This is a genomic window from Acidicapsa dinghuensis (assembly GCF_025685685.1).
Lineage (GTDB): Bacteria > Acidobacteriota > Terriglobia > Terriglobales > Acidobacteriaceae > Acidicapsa > Acidicapsa dinghuensis.
In genome coordinates this window covers 221,786-238,321 of the sequence record NZ_JAGSYH010000002.1, presented here as the reverse complement: position 1 = coordinate 238,321, position 16,536 = coordinate 221,786, and the positions used below count along the sequence as shown (strand labels likewise).

Sequence of the window (16,536 nt, the reverse complement as noted above, 5' to 3'; positions counted from 1 at the left end):
TGCGATGTGCAATCGGTGTCACGCAATGCGCAATCGGCGCTCGACGTTGCGCAATCCGTGCAGGACATTGCACAATCCGCGTGGGACGATGCGCAATAAACGTCATGCAAGCCGCCATGGGTGACGGCGTGGCTAGAGTGGTGAGTTGGTTGCCCGTTTTTGCAGAATTTGATTCAGGATCGTTTCGGAGTTGGTAATCTCGGACTAACCTAAACAGCGAATCGAAGATGACCACCAAACGCAAATCGAAAGGCGCGTACATGATTTCGGCGGTCGCCGAGATGTACGAGATTCATCCGCAGACGCTCCGGCTCTATGAGCGGGAGGGGTTGCTGAAACCGTCACGGACGGACGGCAACACGCGTCTCTATACCGACGAGGATCTGGAGCGGCTGGAGTTCATTCTGAATCTGGCGCGGGATCTTGGCGTGAACATTGCAGGTATCGCCATCATTTTGCAGATGCGCGAGCGGATGGAGGAGATGAACCGGCAGATGCAGAGCTTTGTCGAGTATGTGCGCAGTGAGATGCTGTCGCATATGTCACAGGCCGCGGGGGCGTCGAAGGCGGCGATGGTGCCGCTGCGTAAGCCCATTATTGTGCCCAAGCCGCCGGCATCTGGTCGAAAATCCTGAATCTGTAATGAGCCAGGGCAGCAAGTTCATTGCCTGCCCGGTTATTCTTAGACGGCATGCTCCTCGTACTACTAGGTTTGGCCGCGTTTGGCCTGCTAACCTCCACCGTATTTGCGGGGATGGTTCTGGCGGGAATGCGCCATTATCTACGCAGTTGTCCCGGAAACGAAACAGCGGACCACTTCGCTCCCCCACTCAGCCTACTGAAGCCGCTTCATGGCGATGAGCCGGGGTTGGCGGCGCATCTCGCGACATTTTTTGAGCAGGATTATCCCGAGTACGAGATTCTTTTCTGCGCGGCTGATGCTGCCGATGCCGGGCTGGCAGTGGCGCGTGCCGTGGCTGGACGGTATCCGCAGATTCCAGTGCAATTCCTGACGACCGGAACGCCGAAGTACATCAACGCGAAGGTGCATTCACTTGAATTGATGACGGCAGCGGCGAAGTACCCGATCCTGGTGATCAGCGACTCGGATGTACGTGTGCGGCACGATTATCTTCGTGCGGTATCCGCGCCATTTGTTGATCCGAAGGTTGGCGGCATGACGTGTCTTTATCGAGGCGTGGCGGCTGAGGGTGGCCTGTGGGCGCATCTTGAGGCTGTGGGCATGTCGGTAGAGATGACGGCGGGTGTGCTGGTGGCGAACATGCTGGAAGGAACGCAGTTTGCGCTTGGGCCGACGATGGCGTTTCGCAAAGAATGCATCGACGCGATGGGCGGCATGGGTACGATCGGCGACTACTGCTCGGATGATTATCTGTTGGGAAATGAAGTGCATCGGCAGGGCAAGACAATGGTGCTGAGTCATCACATCATCGATCACATGATTATCAATTCAAGCCTGACGGATTCACTGAAGCACCAGGCGCGATGGATGAAATCGACGCGATTTTCGCGGCCCAAGGGGCATTTCGGTACGGCGCTTACATTCAGCTTGCCGTTTGGCCTGCTGGGGCTTGTTGCCGGGCTGGCGATGGGCAGGCCTTTACTCGGAGCGGCGATGCTGGCATGGAGCGTGCTGACGCGCTGGATGATTGCGTGGGCGGCTGGATACATGGTGGTGGGTGAGACGAATCCTGTGCTGCTTTACGTTCTATTTCCGATACGCGACCTGATGGGTTTTGGCTTCTGGGTCGCGAGCTATCTATCGAGTGAGATTCTCTGGCGCGGCAAGGTGTATGAGCTGTTGCCGCGCGGCAGGATGCGGCTGATTCGATAAGCACCTGGATAGGTCGATTGCCGTAGATCAGATGCGCTGTGTGGAGTTATTCGTATAACGGCACGGTATGTGGACTGGTGCGACATACTGAGTCCGGAGGCAGCAGATATTTATGAGTTCCTTGGAAGAGTTGCGTTGCAACAACACAGGGCAATTTTCTCGCAGGCATTTTCTCGCAGGAGCGGCTGCCTGCATGGTTGCCTCTTCTTCCCGCATGTTGCGCGGCATGGAAGCTACGAACGGAAAGACGTTTGCGTATGTGGGGACGTATACGAGTGCGGTGGATGGTGGGGCGAACGGCAAAGGTATCTATCTGGTGGCGATGGATCACGCGACGGGAGAGCTGACGCAGGTGAAGCTGGCCGCAGAGACGCATAATCCGTCATGGCTGGCTGTCGATCCTTCCGGCCGCTATCTTTACGCAGCAAATGAGGTCACGGATTTTCACGGCAAGAGCGGGTCTGTGAGCGCGTATCGCATTAACCGGGAGAATGGCGATCTGGAATTGTTGAATGTAGTGAGTTCGGAGGGTGCGGCTCCCGCGCATCTGAGCATGGATGCTACAGGGAAGTATGTCTTCGTTGCGGACTACGCGGGTGGCAGTATTGCCGTTCTGCCTATTCAGGGTAATGGCGGCCTGGGCACTGCTTCCGATGTGCATCACGACACCGGCTCGGTCGGACCTAAGATTGCGCAGGATGCGCCGAAAGGAAGTTTTGCGATCAGCGGCCATGATGCTCCGCACGCGCACATGATTGAGGCCGCGCCGGACAACAGGTTTGTGTTGCAGACAGATCTTGGGCAGGATCGCATCTATGTGTACCGCTTCGATGCGAGTGCGGGAAAGCTCTCGCCAGCAGAGACGCCGTTTGTTTCGGTGAATGCAGGCGATGGGCCGAGGCACTTTGCATTTCATCCCAATAAGCGGTGGATGTATCTGCTGACGGAGGAGGCTTCGAATGTGACGTTCTTCCACTTCGACGCATCAACGGGGGCGCTGCATGCGGAGCAGACATTGTCTGCTTTGCCGCCGCATTTTGCGGGGACGAGCTTTGGGTCTGAGATTCTGGTTTCACCGAATGGGAAGTTTCTATACACGGCAAATCGGCTGCACGATACGATTTCGATTTTCTCGATTGGCAGTGAAGGAAGGCTTGCATGGATCGGAGAGAGCTCAACGATGGGCGACTATCCGCGCCATATTGCTTTTGATCCGAGCGGGCGCTTTGCGTATGCCTGCAATCAGAGAAGCGATGCCATCGCAGTGTTCAAGGTGGATGCAGAGACGGGCAGGTTGAACTTCACTGGCCGGTATTTTGGAGTGGGGACTCCTTCGTGCATTGTGTTTCTGAAGTAATAGAAGTACGAGCAAGAAAAAGCAGCGCGGCCGAAATGGTCGCGCTGCCTTTATTTTGGCGACGTTTATTGGAGAGGCCGGTCGGTCCAGAGAGTCTTATCGGCGATGGTCTGGACGGGGATGAGGCGACCGCTCAGGAGTTGCTCGACCTTGGAGCGATTGGTGTCTTGTGCGAAGATCCAGTGGCGTGGACCCTGGCCCCACTCCGTTGCGAGCTGATCCTGGCTGAGGAAGATGTTGGGCGCATCGGGATAGCAGGAGCCCCAGAGGAGCGACGATCCGTTGCCGTGCTGCGAGCAGCGCTCCATGACGAGCTGCGCTGGATGGCCGAAGAAGCGGTGCGTGTAGAAGATGACGGAGGAGGCATCGGACTGATCGCCGAAGACGATGAAGTCGTCGGATGGGCTGGCCTTATGCAGCAGCGTCTCGGCGAGCTGGCGTGAGCTGAGCATGGGCGCGAAGCGCGCAAAGGCAATGTGCGCCGCAATAAGGAAGATGGCGGAGGTGAGCGCGATGCTGGTGGTTGCTGCGATGTTCTTGCGCGCCATGCGGAGAGCGAGACCGGTGACTGGACCGATGAGCAGGACGACTGCCGCGATGCCTGCCGGCAGACGAAGCGCGGCGAATGAGGGGCCGGTTAAATCAAAGAGGTGCGACATCGAGAGTTCATAGTCGCCTACGGCTCGATGTGCGAGCAGAGTGCCGATGTCGGAGACATAGGGAAGCTGGCGGGATTGCCACAATCCAATGCCGAGAAAGACGACGATAGTGAGTCCTATGATCGTGTAAACAACGTGCGCGCCGACAATCCATCTGCGTCCGAATGTTCCGCTTGCGATACCAGCTTCGCGGCGTTCTTCGCTTGTCTCCTCAATGCCAGCGAGCATGCCTGAGGTGAGCATGATGAGTGGAATCCACGCGGGCCAGGTGTAGTACTCCTGATTGGTGGAGATGGAGAAGAAGAGCAGCGTAAAGCCCGCGAAGATGCCGAGCAGCCATGCAGAGCGCGTGCGGAATTTGAGGCGGGAGACGTAAGTGGCGACGTCTTCGCGTACGGCGTGATCGAGATAAAAATCGACGGTCTGGCCAGCGTCTTTGCGGAGATGCTGCAGCCAGCTATGCCGCGTGCGCCACGCTATGACGAGCGCAGCAGGGAAGAAGAGGCTCCAGGGGAATGTCCACACGATCGGCAGCAGCCAATAGGCGGCAAACGGTAGCTTGCTGTAGTCGTGCGGATAGCGCGTGCCGAGGAAGCGGAAGACATGTTCGTTGAGGAAGTAGAAGTACCAGAAGCCGTGGACGTTGCCGAGTGTTGGATGATTGCCGATGGGATGGCCCTGGTCGGGATTCTGCAGACCGGCGAGGATGTGCCATGGCGCGGCGATGAGCAGAAACAGCAACAGGCCGGAGAAAGGCTTGAGCGTGCGCCAGCGACGCCACTGGCCGCTTAAGAGCAGCAGCGGAATGGCAGCGGCGAAGAAGAAGACCGGGGCGATGAGCCCCTTGGCGAGCATGGCAAGGGCCAGCGCTGCCCACGCGACGTAGAAGCGGACGGGACGGCCGCTTTCGAGGCCGGTAAGGAGACAAAAGAGAGCCAGCAGCAGCAGGAAACTGAGCAGAGCCTCGGGAATAAAGAAGCGTGTGTAGAGGAAAGGTCCGCAGGTGGTGAGCGTACCGAGTGCGGCATAGAGCGCGGCGCGATCTCCCCAGGCGCGGCGGCACCAGAGCCATGCGATCCAGGCGCAACCGAGGACGGCCAGGGCGTTGGGGAGCCGGGTTGCAAAGGCATTTTCGCCGATTACTTTATAGAGGCCGGCGACAATCCAGTAGGGAAGCGGCGGCTTTTCAAGATAGCGGATGCCGTCGACCTTGAGCGTGACGAGGTCGCCGGTTTCGGCCATGTGCGCGGCGGCCTGGGCGTGTGAAGCATCGGCATCGTCAAGCAATGGAGGGGTATGAAGAGCGGCTAGATAAATGACGGCAAAGATGGCGAGAAGCAAGGCCCAGACAGCCCGCACCGAGATTGTATTGACCGGGCGGGAAGCGGAAAGCGAGGAATCAGTCATAGCTCTTTCTGTAGTTAAGGATAGCAGCCGGACCGATTTTGCTTGTGTTTGCAATGCTTTCGCCGGTTGTTGAGGAGGTTCTACAACTGTTCAAAATGCGACACGGTGAGGCTCGTTTCCAAAAATAGCTTCTGCAGGCCAATCCACAGGAAGAGATGGCGCGTTCCCAAAACGGACACAAGAGGAAATGGTGTTCGAAATTGGTGGACTTCAATCTTCGTTCTGAAATGAGGTGTGCTGGTGCGCGACGTGGATGATTTTCTTGGCAAGTTGCTTACGCGCCGTAGATTTCTAGCGGGCGCTGGTACGGCAGCAGTGCTAAGTGCGATTGGATGCGGGTCTTCTTCGAAGACTACGACGACTCCACCGACGGGTGGGCAAACGCAATTGACGGATGCGGATTACCTTAACTTTGCCCTGAATCTCGAGTATCTCGAGGCTTCGTACTATCTGATTGCGGCAACGGGAAGCGGGCTCTCCGCAACGGATATGGGTTCGGGCGCTGGCACGGTGACGGGCGGATCGATGGTTCCGTTCAGCAGTCAGATACAGATGGAATATGCGAATGAGATTGCGCAGAACGAGTTGAATCATGTGCGGTTTCTGAGGCAGGCACTCGGTAGTGCGGCGGTGCCAATGCCGCCGATCGATCTGGTGAACAGCTTCAATGCCGCGGCGATGGCTGCTGGGATTGGACCGTCATTTAATCCGTTCCAGAGTTTTGAGACGTTTCTGGTAGGTGCATTTGTTTTTGAGGATGTTGGTGTCACAGCGTATTCCGGCGCTGCTCCTTTGCTGCAGAACAAGACGTATCTGGGTGCGGCCGCGGGAATTCAGGCGGTTGAGGCATACCATGCGGGCGAGGTTCGCACGCTGGTGTTGCAGGCTGGCAGCACGTACGTGGGATATGCGAACCAGATCTCGGCGTTGCGCGGACAGCTTGGTGGAGGGAATGAGACAACGCTGAGCGCGACGACCATCGTGGCGGCGAATCCCAATACTGCTATCGCTTACGCGCGCACGCCGCAGCAGGTGCTGAATATCGTGTATGCGACGTCGAGCGCGAGTGCTTCCTCGGGCGGCTTTTTCCCGAGCGGGCTGAACGGCAATATCAAGTCGACCGGCAGCATGTAGCACGTTCATACGATGTTTTCACAAGCAGATTGAGGGCGGAGAGACGATGGCAACGGCAGAGACACAGATTCTGGATGATGTGATCGCGATGAGCCGGCGAAGGATGGTGAGAGCGGGAAGCACTGCTCTCGCAGGGTTGATGTTCGGCGGCATTGCGGCGAAGGCGCAATCCACACTGACAGACGCGGACTATCTCAATTTCGCTCTGAACCTCGAATATCTTGAGGCAGAGTTCTACACACTTGCCTATGCGGGGCAAACGATAGATCAGATCGGGATTGGGATAGGCGCTGGAAGTTCGGCAACCGGCGGCGGAACGGTTACGGTGAAGCCAGCGGGCGCGGCAAGCTGCAAAGTCGCGTTTACTATTCCTGCGGTAGCGTCTTACGCGCAGGAGATTGCCGGGGAAGAGCAGAAGCATGTGCAGTTTCTGCGTTCGGCACTTGGATCGGCGGCAGTAGCGCAGCCGAATATCGATCTTTACAACAGCTTCAATGCGGCGGCTGCTGCGGCAGGCATCGGTCCGAGCTTCGATCCGTTTTCAAGTGATATAGCTTTTCTGCTCGGTGCTTACATTTTTGAAGACGTTGGCGTGACTGCATATCACGGAGCTGCTGCGTCGTTGACTTCTTCGGCCAACCTCGTGGCAGCTGTCGGTATCCATGCGGTTGAGGCGTATCACGCAGGTTTGATTCGCACGACGCTGTGGGGATTGGATCAGGCGACACCATCGGCTGGCATTGCAGCTACGGCAACGAAGATCAGCAATCTGCGTGAGACGCTCGACGGCAGCAACAATGATGATGTGGGGCTGGGCACAGTGTCAGACAGCCTGAACGGATCAAGTGCTCAGTACACCGCGTCCACGATTGTCAACGCCGATTCGAACAGCATTGGATTCAGCCGTACGGCGCAACAGGTGCTGAATATTGTTTATGCGAGTCCGAGTGGGACCAAAGGGGGATTTTATCCCAATGGCCTGAACGGAAATGTAAGTTAGCGGCATTTCATTTCCCTGGATGTGGGAACGGCGGCAGGAGCTTACTGGCGGGTAAGCACTTGCCGCCGTTCCTGTTTTTAGCGCGGCACTGCCGGGTGAGACTGGTGTTGTATTGTGGCGATAGCAGGCGAGGATTGCTATGAGCCTGCGAGAGACAGAGAATGCCAGTCACCGCTGCTACCTTTGCTGCTGTCGATATCGGTTCCAACTCCTGCCGGCTGAAGATTGCGCGGATTGTGGCGCATCGGCTGAAAGTGCTGCATGAAGATCGTGAGGTCACGCGGCTCGGAACGAGTGTCTTTGAGACAGGGTTGATCTCACCCGACGCGATGGCGATGACGCTTAAGGCGCTCAAACGCTTCCAGAAGGCGGTGCAGGAGCATGGCGTGGAGCAGATTCGCGTGGTGGCGACTGCGGCCATGCGCGATGCGCGCAACGCACAGGCTTTTCTGACGTGGGCCAAGGCAGAGACGGGCTGGACGATTGAAGTCATCTCCGGACTGGAAGAAGGACGGCTGATTCATCGCGGCATCATGACCTACGAGCTGGGCACAGCAGGCAAGGTGATCCTGGTGGATGTAGGCGGGGGTAGCTGCGAGATTACGCTCAGCGAGCAGAAACGGCTTAAGGAGACGATCAGCCTTTCTTTGGGCGCGGTGCGGCTGACACAGGAGTTCATCCCGATGGATCCTCCGTCGGAAGAGGGCCTGGCGCGCATGAAGCAGTTCATCGCGCGCGAACTGCGACGGGCGCATAAGCGCATCAATCCGGGGATCGTGCCGCTGGTGATTGCGACTTCAGGCACGGCCGCGGCGCTGGCCGAAGCGCATGCTGCCCTGGCGAAACCGGTCGCCAAGGCAGGCCGCGCGACGCGATCGGCATCCGGGGCGGCGGCCGGAGTTGCTGCTGCGTCCATTACGACGCCGAAAGAGGTGCGCCGTCTTGCCGCCAAGCTGTGCAAGATGAACAATACGGAGCGCGCCGCGGTGCCTGGCGTGGGTCCGAAGAGAGCAGAGATCATTGTCGCCGGGGCGGTTGTGTACGCGGAGCTGCTGGAAAGCTTCAATCTGCCGGGGTTCCGGTATTCCGATCTTGGGTTGCGTGACGGCATTCTGGCGCAGATGCTCGCTGAGAAAGATGACCGGGCGACAGCGCACCAGCAGTTTGAAAAAGAACGATGGGAGAGCGTGTTGACTACGGCGAAGCGGTTCGGCGTGAATCTGCGCCAGGCAGAGCCGGTGCGCAATCATACTATGCAGCTCTACAGCGATCTTTCGGCGCTGCATCAGCTTCCCGGGGAATACGAGAACTGGCTGGCCGTTGCGGCAACGCTGAGTGACACCGGGAAATTTATCAATCACCAGGGGCATCACCGGCATACGCAATATGTCATATCGAGCACCGAGATCTACGGCTATACGATGCAGCAGCGGACGATTATTTCGGCGATTGCGCGCTATCTTGGCAAGTCGCGTCCGCAGCCTGGGGACCGGGCGATGAGAAACATTCCAGCGCAAGAGCATACGAATGTGCTGAAGAGCGTCGTGCTGCTGCGGCTGGCGACGGCGCTGAATCAGGATCGTGCTTCGGATGTGCTGAAGGTCTTTGCGCGGGTTTACCCTAAGCGCGTCTTGCTGGAGCTGCAGGAAGGACGCACGGGCGCTGAACTGGAGTTGTGGTCGCTGCGCAAAGAGGCGGATTATTTCCGCGAGGTCTTTGGGCGGGAACTCTTTGTCAGGCTGGTATAAACGGTGCCCGCAAGGCGAGGATCAATAAGCCATTGCAGTTGAGCCGGGCGACGGGCCAAGTCAATTCTCGCTATAGCGCCTTTGCGCAGACGGATACAGCCGCCACCCTGCAGAGCGTGATGTCCGTTTCCGTTGCCGGAAAGCAGCCGCGCGAGGAACTGATGCAGGTTGGGGTTGTGCCCTACAACCAGAACGCCCTCCCGGTTATTGTGTTCCGACAACAACTGCTGAAAGGCCGCGTAGTCTGCATCGGCGGCAAGAGCTGGAGAGTTCAGGATTGGTGTTTCGACGCCGATTTCCGTGGCGACGAACTGAGCTGTCTGCCGGGCTCGCTTCAACGGACTCGATATCACCACATCAATCTGTGCCCTGAGCCCAACCAGGACTGCGCCCATCAGCATGCACTGCTGCTTGCCTTCTTTCACCAGGCCACGCTTTGCATCAAGCACCGGATTGTCGCGGGATACGCCAGCGTCAGCATGGCGCATGAGATAGAGATTCATAAATGGCAGAAAAATCAACGCCTGTTCAAGCGTTCTTAACGGTTATTTTAACATATCTGTAACATTATGATTCCTGGTGAATTGCGGTGAGACGGGCAGTTTTGGCGTTGACCGCGACGCACTGGGGTCATGCAAAGCCGGGATTGTGATATTCGTAAGAGGTTCTTTGGAGAGGGATTTCCGATGGCCGGAACAACCGCTATAACCCAGGATTTGAGGCTCAGTGAACTTGCGCCGCGTGCGCTGCAATCAGAGATTCGGGCCATGACGATGGAGTGCGACCGCATTGGTGGCGTGAACCTGGCGCAGGGAGTGTGCGACACCGAGGTTCCAGCTCCAGTGATGCAGGGCGCCATCGAGGCTATGCATGCCGGTCACAACATCTATACGCGGCTGGACGGTATCGCCCGTCTGCGCAAGGCGATCGCCGAGAAGGTGCGCTGGTTCAACGGCATTGAAGTGAATCCGGATACTGAGATTCTGGTGGCGAGCGGGGCGACGGGCGGTTTTCACGCGGCGGCGATGGCGCTGCTCAATCCTGGCGATGAGGTCATTCTCTTCGAGCCGTTTTACGGCTATCACGCAAGCACGCTGAAATCGATGCGCATGCAGCCGGTGCTGGTTCCATTGGCTCGTCCGGTGAATGCAAGTGCGGATTGGACGCTGGATCTTGATGCAGTGAAGGCTGCACTGACGCCGCGCACGCGCGCGCTGCTGATCAATACGCCGTCGAATCCAGCGGGAAAGATCTTTACCCGCGCGGAGATAGAAGCTCTGGCGCAGGTTGCCGAGGAACACGGTCTCTTTGTCTTCACTGATGAGATCTACGAACACTTTGTGTATGGCGATGTGGAGCATATTTCGCCCGCGACCTTGCCGGGTATGCGTGAGCGCACAGTGGTCATCTCCGGATTTTCGAAGACATTTTCTGTAACCGGATGGCGGCTGGGGACTGTTCTTGCGCACAGCAAATGGCTGCCGGCTATGAACTATTTCCACGATCTGACGTATGTCTGTGCTCCAGCGCCATTGCAACATGGGGCGGCTGCGGGGCTTGAACAGCTTGGGCCAGAGTTCTACACGCAGTTGGCGGCGGATCATGAGGGTAAGCGGGCCAAGCTAGTGAGCGCGCTGGACGATGCAGGCATGAAGCCTTTCATTCCGCGCGGCGCGTACTACATTCTTGCGGATGCGAGCGCGCTTCCGGGTGAAAACGCGGCACTGAAAGCGCGGTGGCTGCTGGCGAAGACAGGCGTGGCGTCCGTTGCGGGATCAGCTTTTTTCCGCGCCGGGCATGGCGAGGATCTGTTGCGCTTTTGCTTTGCGAAGAAGGACCGCGATCTGGACGACGCCTGCACGCGGCTGCGATCGCTCAAATCAGAATAGCCGTATTTAGGCGGATGAATTATTTCGTCTGTTGTCCGTGTTGTGCGCGGATGATGGCGTCGTGGCCGTTGGTGGGGTCTTTGTGGAAGAACTTCCGTGAGATATCCGGCCAGAACTCCTGAAGGATTGCGCCAGCTCCCCCCTCGACGGTGACCAGTGCAAAGCCTTGAAATACGTTATCAACTCCTCGATCGTCTTTGGGCACGTAGAAGTTTGAAATGGCGCCGCCGATAATGTTGCCGCCGATATTGGAGTAATTCGGCTCCCACTTGCCTGTTACGTCGTGTTTACAAACGAAGCTTGTAGCAAGTGCATAGAGGACGCGTCGCTTAGCCGATCCGTAACCACGGCGGAAAAAACGCGGGTCCTGATGCAGGAGGGCAGGCAGGAGAGCGTTACCGATCATGTTGCCGTCGAAGCTGGTCAGATAATCGGCTCCCCATCGTTTTCCGTAGCCCAGAGGACCACCGCCGTAACCGTAATCGCCGCCCTCTGCTTCGTCCAGCCCAGCGGCGAATGCGGCGATACCGAATTGCACCGGATCGGTGGTTTGTGAGAAAGCCAATCGAAATTTCTGTCCGGCTGTGAGCGAGACCGCGTTATCGAGATAGCTGGTGTTGAAGCTTGGAAGAAATCCAAAGACACGTTGTTTCTTTTGTTGCTTGAGCTGATCTTCCGCGATCTGGTGTTGCGACTCCTGTGGCTGCTGAGGAGGTGTTGCTGAACTGGGCGAACCAGACTGCCCAGCGGAACTTTGCGGCTCCGACGGCGAGGTTTGAGACGAAGAGGAAGATGCAGGTGTTGTCTGCTGAAGAACAGCAATCTGGGGCGCAGGAGCGTCTGGTAATTCCTCGAATGTCAGTGCAGGTTTACCGGACAAAGCAACTTGCTGGCCGGAAAGGATCTCCTGCGCATTCAAGCGCTTTGAAGCCAGACACAAAACCAGTGAGCTTGCCATCAGGCAAGCACACATGTGGGCGCGACGAAAAGTCATTCAGTGATCCTGCTTCGTTTCGTTTCAGTATGGTCGTCTCCACGCCCGCTGCAACAAGCACGAAGCCTCTTATAGGGTAAATGATGATTCGTTCGATGCACTTGGCCGACATGCGGACAATCTCAGGCGTTGACGAGGTTGCTGGCGCAAAGGAAGCTTGGCGTCGGGAATCCTGCCACCGAATTGAAAATCGCATGCCTATGGCTCGTCCAGGCTCAAAGTTGCGTGAATTCTCTACTTGCGGCCATTCTCCAGGGCTAGATTGTCAGGAGTTACGTCTAATTCAGAGAGAAAACGGGCGTAATCGCAGACTTTGACTGGAGAGTATGCAAGAGCTTGGCAGTAAGCCTGTCTCCAGCCGGGCCCGGTATAACTGGTCGCCTTGAAGGCGTTGGTATCTGACTTTACTGCGTGTGAAGATGTTTCGATCACGACGTGCCGAGCTGGCTGGAGATTTATATCCGAATGACTTCGCGTTTTATTCTGCTCTGTGTCTGCCTTGTGGCGGGAGCTGGATTTTTTTGTGGCAATACTTCATTAAGGGCGCAAACACTGGAGGAACATCCAACAGCTGTTCTGATCGCCAATACAGAACTTCCTGACGCGCCGCTGCCTCAGCAGACGCAAAATCCAGCGTCAACTCAACCACAATCTTCCCAGTCGCCTGCGTCGGGGCAACAACCGGCCTCGTCGTCCGGATCGTCCGCGAGTTCCGGCAGCCAGGCCACGAGCCCGGATGCAACGAAACCGTCGACAGAATCCACGACTCAGAAGTCGCAGCATGATCTGGCTCAGGAACAGCTCAAAGAGCAGGAGAAACAACGCGTTCTAGGGATCGTACCCAATTTCAATACCAGCTATGTATATGGAGCGGCATCGCTCACGTCGGCGCAGAAATTCGATCTGGCAATTAAGACGGAGATTGATCCGGTTTCTTTTGGCGTTGCTGGCTTTGTTGCGCTTCTGGGCCAGGCGGAGGGGTCCGATTACGGTTATGGCGGCGGCATTGGAGGGTATGCGAAGCGATACGGCCAAACATACGCCGATAATTTCGACGGAGAAATGTGGGGTAATTGGATACTTCCATCGCTCCTGCACCAGGATCCGCGATATTTCCGGCTGGGACGCGGGAGCATCAAGCGCCGGATTCTGTATGCGCTAGGCACTAACGTGATATGCCGCCACGACAATACAGGCAAATGGGAGCCGAACTACTCCAATGTGGGGGGAAATTTTATTTCGGGCGCTATCTCCAACCTATATCTACCTCAGGATGAGCGCGGCATCAGCAGCACCGTTACGGGAGCCTTGGTGATCACCGCCGAAGGTGGCGCAGGATCACTCTTTCAGGAGTTCTGGCCTGATATTTCGCGCCACTTCCTGCATAAAGATCCGACGCACGGGCAGGACGCGATCAACCGGTCTCAACCGGACCCGACTGGAGGCGGTAATCCATTCAGTAATCATCCGCATCCGCAGATACAACAGGCGGCGCCGGGACAGCCGAAACAAGACCAGCCCGATCAGCAATAGCACGCCGCCTGCTGCCTGCCATCCGGCAGTAGTGCTATTCCGGAGTTGAAGCCGGGAGAGCCGCACGCTCCTTGAGCTGGGTGAGCAGAAGCTCCACTTGCTCCTGTTCTTCGAGGCTTCTGAAGCGGTCTTCCAGAGTTGCGGGCAGAAGCACTTCGCCGGCTGCAAGATTCTCAGCCGATTCGCGGCGGACTTTGCTTTTCATCCTGCCAATGGCGGAGTCTTGCGTGGCCCCTACGTGCTGGTGTGCATCGGTGGCACGCTTCAGAACACGTGCCCGGCGATGCTCGGCTATCAGGATCTCGCACTGCGCTTTGGTTTCGCTCAGCTTCTGTTCGAGCTTGTGCAGGGTCTGGCGAAGGGTGTCGGCTTCGAGTTTCTGGTCTTCTGCCTGTTCGGCGAAGCCTTTGGTGAGGCGTTCGAAGCTGATGACGCGTTCCAGAGCAGCGCGCGCGAGATCGTCATGTCTCCTGGCGACGGCGAGCTCAGCCTTGCGCTTCCATTCTGCGATCTCCTGCTCATGCTCCTGACGCTTGCGCTCCAGGAGATGCTGATCGGCTATGGCGATGGCTACCTGAGTCTTGACCTGCAAGAGTTGGTTCTCCATGTCCAGAACGAGCTGCTTGAGCAGTTTTTCAGGATTTTCGGCTTTCTCGATCAGGTCGTTGATATTGGCTCTAAGAAGTGTGCTTACTCGCTCCAACAATGGCATGACATCCTCCTGCACATTTACATCAGTTCATAAAGAGACTGGCTACGATTGTTTATTCGTGTGACTTTGAGAAGACTGCTTCATCTTCTCCGCGTCACGTTTCATTTCGTCCATCAGGATTTTGGTGCGCTCCTGCACACGCGTCTGGACGATCGGCATGTACTCCTGCATGATCTCGGGCTGCACATCCAAGAGATGCTGCGCAGCCGGCGATTGATAGAACGCGGTAATGGCATCGACGTCTTCGCGGTTGATATGCCGCTTGTACAGGTTGCCCATGTCTTGAATCATCTCGGTGACAGGGTAGAGTGCCATCGCGCGATCCATGTACTTTTTGGTGAAAGCTTCAATAGCTTTCTGTTTCTCGGCGGATACGTTGCTACCCGATGCTCCGGCATCCATTTCTTTGATCTGTTGCGCCACCTGCTGCTGCATCAAGGCGCTCATGGATTTGACCATCGTGTCGAATTGCGAGCGCAATCGCATGGCGGTAAAGAGCTTGTCGAGCTGCTTGTCGGTGGGCTGATCTTCCGGGGCAATTTCGGATTTTTGCAGTTGAATGACGGTGGCATGTTCGGACGGCTCTGCGGAGCCTGTCTGCGCATAGACGGTTGAAGCAGTGATTGCTGCCAATATCATTGCTGCCAGTGTCAATTTCCTGTTCATACCGGTCTCTTTCCTCTCTGGCTCATGCTGGACTGTGCAGCCCATCTGGTGAAGTGTTGCCAGTTCACCAGACGAGCTGTGTTTCGGCTTTCAGGGTTACTGAGCCGCTTCATCCTTGCCTGAGCCGTTGATGGTCGAACCGCCATTCGGCGTGCGCATCGTTTTGATATTCGACATCAGCGTTTTCATATCCATGCCGCTCAGTGCTTCAAAGATCGCAGGTACCTGCGCAGCAATTTTTGTCATGTCGCCGGTGATCTTGTTGACTCCGGCTGATCCATCGTTGCCGGTTGAAACCACCGTGATCCGATCCACCTTCGAGAGCGGTTCGGCCATGGCGCGAACAACGTCGGCCATGTTGGTCAGCAGCTTGTCGACAACCGCGGCCTGGTTCCACTCCTGATATGCCTCGGCCTTGATGTTCATGGCTTTGGCTTCGGCTTCGCCCTTCTGGAAGATGATCGAAGCTTCCGCTTCACCTTGCGCGCGAATGGCAGCGCCACGGCCTTCGGCTTCGGTAGTCAGCCGCGCTTTTTCGGCAGCGGCGAGAGTCTCGATCCTCTGACGCTCGATCTCGGCCTGTTTCAATACAGTGGCAATCAGCTCCTTTTCGCGGCGCAGAATTTCCGCGTCCTGTACCTTGATCTGCGCTTCTTTCTCCGTCTGCTGCACCTTCACCTGCTCGGCGATAACCTGCTGCATCATGATGTTGGTCTGGATTTCATAGGCCTTGTCTGCCGAGGCCTGCTGCTTACGGCTCTGTTCGGCGTATTGCGCCTTCTTAATGTCCATATCGCGCTGCGCTTCAGCCTGGCGTGCCTGCGAGGCTGTCTCTGCGATTACTCGTTCCTGGTCTGCCTGTGCCTTGGCAACGGCGGCTTCGCGCAGAGCAATCGCGCGTTGAATAGCTGTATCGCGCTCGGCTGTTGCGGCGGCGATGTCGGCATCGCGCTTAATGCGGGCAATATCGGGCCGGCCCATGTTAGTGATGTATTCGTTCTGATCGCGTACCTCCTTGATGGTGAACGAAACCACATCCAGGCCCATCTTGCTCATGTCGCCGGCGCAGGTGTTACGCATGCGGTCGCCAACCATCTCTGGCTCTTTCACGATCTGCTCGACGGTGAGCTGACCGATGATGCCGCGCAGGTGACCTTCCATGACCAGGCGGATCAAGCCTTCGCGCTGCTGCGGAGCTTTGGAAAGAAACTGCTCGGCAGCCGTGAGGATCGAGGCCTGATCGCTGCGCACCTTAATCTGCGCTACTGCTTCCACGGATACGGCTACGCCCTGATTGGTGTAGAGGTCCTGTTGCGGAGCTACGTCGAAGCTCATCAGTTCGAGTGATATCTCCTTGCAGTTCTCAATCATCGGGAAGAGCACCGTGCCATGCCCGGTGACAACACGAGGTCCACGGAAGCCGTACACGATGAGTGCTTCATTCGGGCCGGCCTTGCGAAACATCCTGGCCAGCATGCCGAGGAAGAAAATCAGCACCAGAACACAAACGCCGACAATAAATACAATGTTGGTCATCATTTGGTTCCCGGTCCTTTCAACCGGGAGCGTCACATCTTTGGTT

Annotated in this window: 14 protein-coding genes; 8 read left to right on the top strand and 6 right to left on the bottom strand. The window is 56.9% G+C overall.

Features of this window, described 5'->3' with window-relative positions; genetic code table 11:
• Window positions 1-227 precede the first annotated feature (227 nt).
• From OHL22_RS04535 to OHL22_RS04525, 3 genes are all read left to right on the top strand, one after another.
• Window positions 228-635, top strand: coding sequence for a MerR family transcriptional regulator (locus tag OHL22_RS04535; protein ID WP_263333708.1), 408 nt, complete (start codon window positions 228-230; stop codon window positions 633-635).
• Between the two features lie 56 nt (window positions 636-691).
• Window positions 692-1,855: a glycosyltransferase gene (locus OHL22_RS04530; protein WP_263333706.1), complete on the top strand. Its 1,164-nt coding sequence runs from the start codon at window positions 692-694 to the stop codon at window positions 1,853-1,855.
• 193 nt (window positions 1,856-2,048) lie between these two features.
• Window positions 2,049-3,212 (top strand): lactonase family protein, encoded by a 1,164-nt coding sequence (locus OHL22_RS04525; protein WP_263333705.1) that lies wholly within the window; start codon window positions 2,049-2,051, stop codon window positions 3,210-3,212.
• A 65-nt stretch (window positions 3,213-3,277) separates the two neighbouring features.
• Here the strand turns inward: OHL22_RS04525 and OHL22_RS04520 are convergent, their stop codons facing one another.
• Window positions 3,278-5,278 (bottom strand): ArnT family glycosyltransferase, encoded by a 2,001-nt coding sequence (locus tag OHL22_RS04520; RefSeq protein WP_263333703.1) that lies wholly within the window; start codon window positions 5,276-5,278, stop codon window positions 3,278-3,280.
• 240 nt (window positions 5,279-5,518) lie between these two features.
• Between OHL22_RS04520 and OHL22_RS04515 the strand changes: the two genes are divergently transcribed.
• From OHL22_RS04515 to OHL22_RS04505, 3 genes are all read left to right on the top strand, one after another.
• Complete coding sequence (locus OHL22_RS04515) at window positions 5,519-6,412, top strand: ferritin-like domain-containing protein (protein WP_263333701.1); 894 nt, start codon at window positions 5,519-5,521, stop codon at window positions 6,410-6,412.
• Window positions 6,413-6,458: 46 nt separating this feature from the next.
• Window positions 6,459-7,412: a ferritin-like domain-containing protein gene (locus OHL22_RS04510; protein ID WP_263333699.1), complete on the top strand. Its 954-nt coding sequence runs from the start codon at window positions 6,459-6,461 to the stop codon at window positions 7,410-7,412.
• Window positions 7,413-7,573: 161 nt separating this feature from the next.
• On the top strand, window positions 7,574-9,160 hold the full coding sequence (locus OHL22_RS04505) for a Ppx/GppA phosphatase family protein (RefSeq protein WP_263333697.1): 1,587 nt from the start codon (window positions 7,574-7,576) through the stop codon (window positions 9,158-9,160).
• On the opposite strand, the gene sixA is transcribed toward OHL22_RS04505, so the two are convergent.
• Window positions 9,112-9,663: a phosphohistidine phosphatase SixA gene (gene sixA / locus OHL22_RS04500; RefSeq protein WP_263333694.1), complete on the bottom strand. Its 552-nt coding sequence runs from the start codon at window positions 9,661-9,663 to the stop codon at window positions 9,112-9,114. The two genes, OHL22_RS04505 and sixA, sit on opposite strands and share 49 nt — an antisense overlap.
• Before the next feature lie 183 nt (window positions 9,664-9,846).
• Here sixA and OHL22_RS04495 point away from each other — a divergent pair, with 183 nt between their 5' ends.
• Window positions 9,847-11,049, top strand: a complete 1,203-nt coding sequence (locus OHL22_RS04495) for a pyridoxal phosphate-dependent aminotransferase (protein WP_263333692.1) — start codon at window positions 9,847-9,849, stop codon at window positions 11,047-11,049.
• Between the two features lie 19 nt (window positions 11,050-11,068).
• On the opposite strand, the gene OHL22_RS04490 is transcribed toward OHL22_RS04495, so the two are convergent.
• Window positions 11,069-12,043 (bottom strand): hypothetical protein, encoded by a 975-nt coding sequence (locus OHL22_RS04490; RefSeq protein WP_263333690.1) that lies wholly within the window; start codon window positions 12,041-12,043, stop codon window positions 11,069-11,071.
• Between the two features lie 465 nt (window positions 12,044-12,508).
• Between OHL22_RS04490 and OHL22_RS04485 the strand changes: the two genes are divergently transcribed.
• Window positions 12,509-13,576 carry a superantigen-like protein SSL4 gene (locus tag OHL22_RS04485; RefSeq protein WP_263333688.1) on the top strand — a complete coding sequence of 356 codons (1,068 nt, stop codon included), beginning with the start codon at window positions 12,509-12,511 and terminating at the stop codon, window positions 13,574-13,576.
• A 34-nt stretch (window positions 13,577-13,610) separates the two neighbouring features.
• On the opposite strand, the gene OHL22_RS04480 is transcribed toward OHL22_RS04485, so the two are convergent.
• The 3 genes from OHL22_RS04480 to OHL22_RS04470 form a co-directional block, all read right to left on the bottom strand.
• Window positions 13,611-14,288 (bottom strand): PspA/IM30 family protein, encoded by a 678-nt coding sequence (locus OHL22_RS04480; RefSeq protein WP_263333686.1) that lies wholly within the window; start codon window positions 14,286-14,288, stop codon window positions 13,611-13,613.
• A gap of 42 nt (window positions 14,289-14,330) precedes the next feature.
• A complete protein-coding gene (locus tag OHL22_RS04475; RefSeq protein ID WP_263333683.1) occupies window positions 14,331-14,942 on the bottom strand; it encodes a DUF2059 domain-containing protein in 612 nt (203 codons plus the stop codon).
• A 108-nt stretch (window positions 14,943-15,050) separates the two neighbouring features.
• Window positions 15,051-16,490, bottom strand: a complete 1,440-nt coding sequence (locus tag OHL22_RS04470) for a flotillin family protein (protein ID WP_263333681.1) — start codon at window positions 16,488-16,490, stop codon at window positions 15,051-15,053.
• Between the last annotated feature and the right edge of the window lie 46 nt (window positions 16,491-16,536).

Bases quoted from the DNA above. Each gene is read 5' to 3' on its own strand.
- OHL22_RS04535 (WP_263333708.1), top strand. From the start codon at position 228: ATGACCACCAAACGCAAATCGAAAGGCGCGTACATGATTTCGGCGGTC.
- OHL22_RS04530 (WP_263333706.1), top strand. From the start codon at position 692: ATGCTCCTCGTACTACTAGGTTTGGCCGCGTTTGGCCTGCTAACCTCC.
- OHL22_RS04525 (WP_263333705.1), top strand. From the start codon at position 2,049: ATGGTTGCCTCTTCTTCCCGCATGTTGCGCGGCATGGAAGCTACGAAC.
- OHL22_RS04520 (WP_263333703.1), bottom strand. From the start codon at position 5,278: ATGACTGATTCCTCGCTTTCCGCTTCCCGCCCGGTCAATACAATCTCG.
- OHL22_RS04510 (WP_263333699.1), top strand. From the start codon at position 6,459: ATGGCAACGGCAGAGACACAGATTCTGGATGATGTGATCGCGATGAGC.
- OHL22_RS04505 (WP_263333697.1), top strand. From the start codon at position 7,574: ATGCCAGTCACCGCTGCTACCTTTGCTGCTGTCGATATCGGTTCCAAC.
- sixA (WP_263333694.1), bottom strand. From the start codon at position 9,663: ATGAATCTCTATCTCATGCGCCATGCTGACGCTGGCGTATCCCGCGAC.
- OHL22_RS04495 (WP_263333692.1), top strand. From the start codon at position 9,847: ATGGCCGGAACAACCGCTATAACCCAGGATTTGAGGCTCAGTGAACTT.
- OHL22_RS04490 (WP_263333690.1), bottom strand. From the start codon at position 12,043: ATGACTTTTCGTCGCGCCCACATGTGTGCTTGCCTGATGGCAAGCTCA.
- OHL22_RS04485 (WP_263333688.1), top strand. From the start codon at position 12,509: ATGACTTCGCGTTTTATTCTGCTCTGTGTCTGCCTTGTGGCGGGAGCT.
- OHL22_RS04480 (WP_263333686.1), bottom strand. From the start codon at position 14,288: ATGCCATTGTTGGAGCGAGTAAGCACACTTCTTAGAGCCAATATCAAC.
- OHL22_RS04470 (WP_263333681.1), bottom strand. From the start codon at position 16,490: ATGACCAACATTGTATTTATTGTCGGCGTTTGTGTTCTGGTGCTGATT.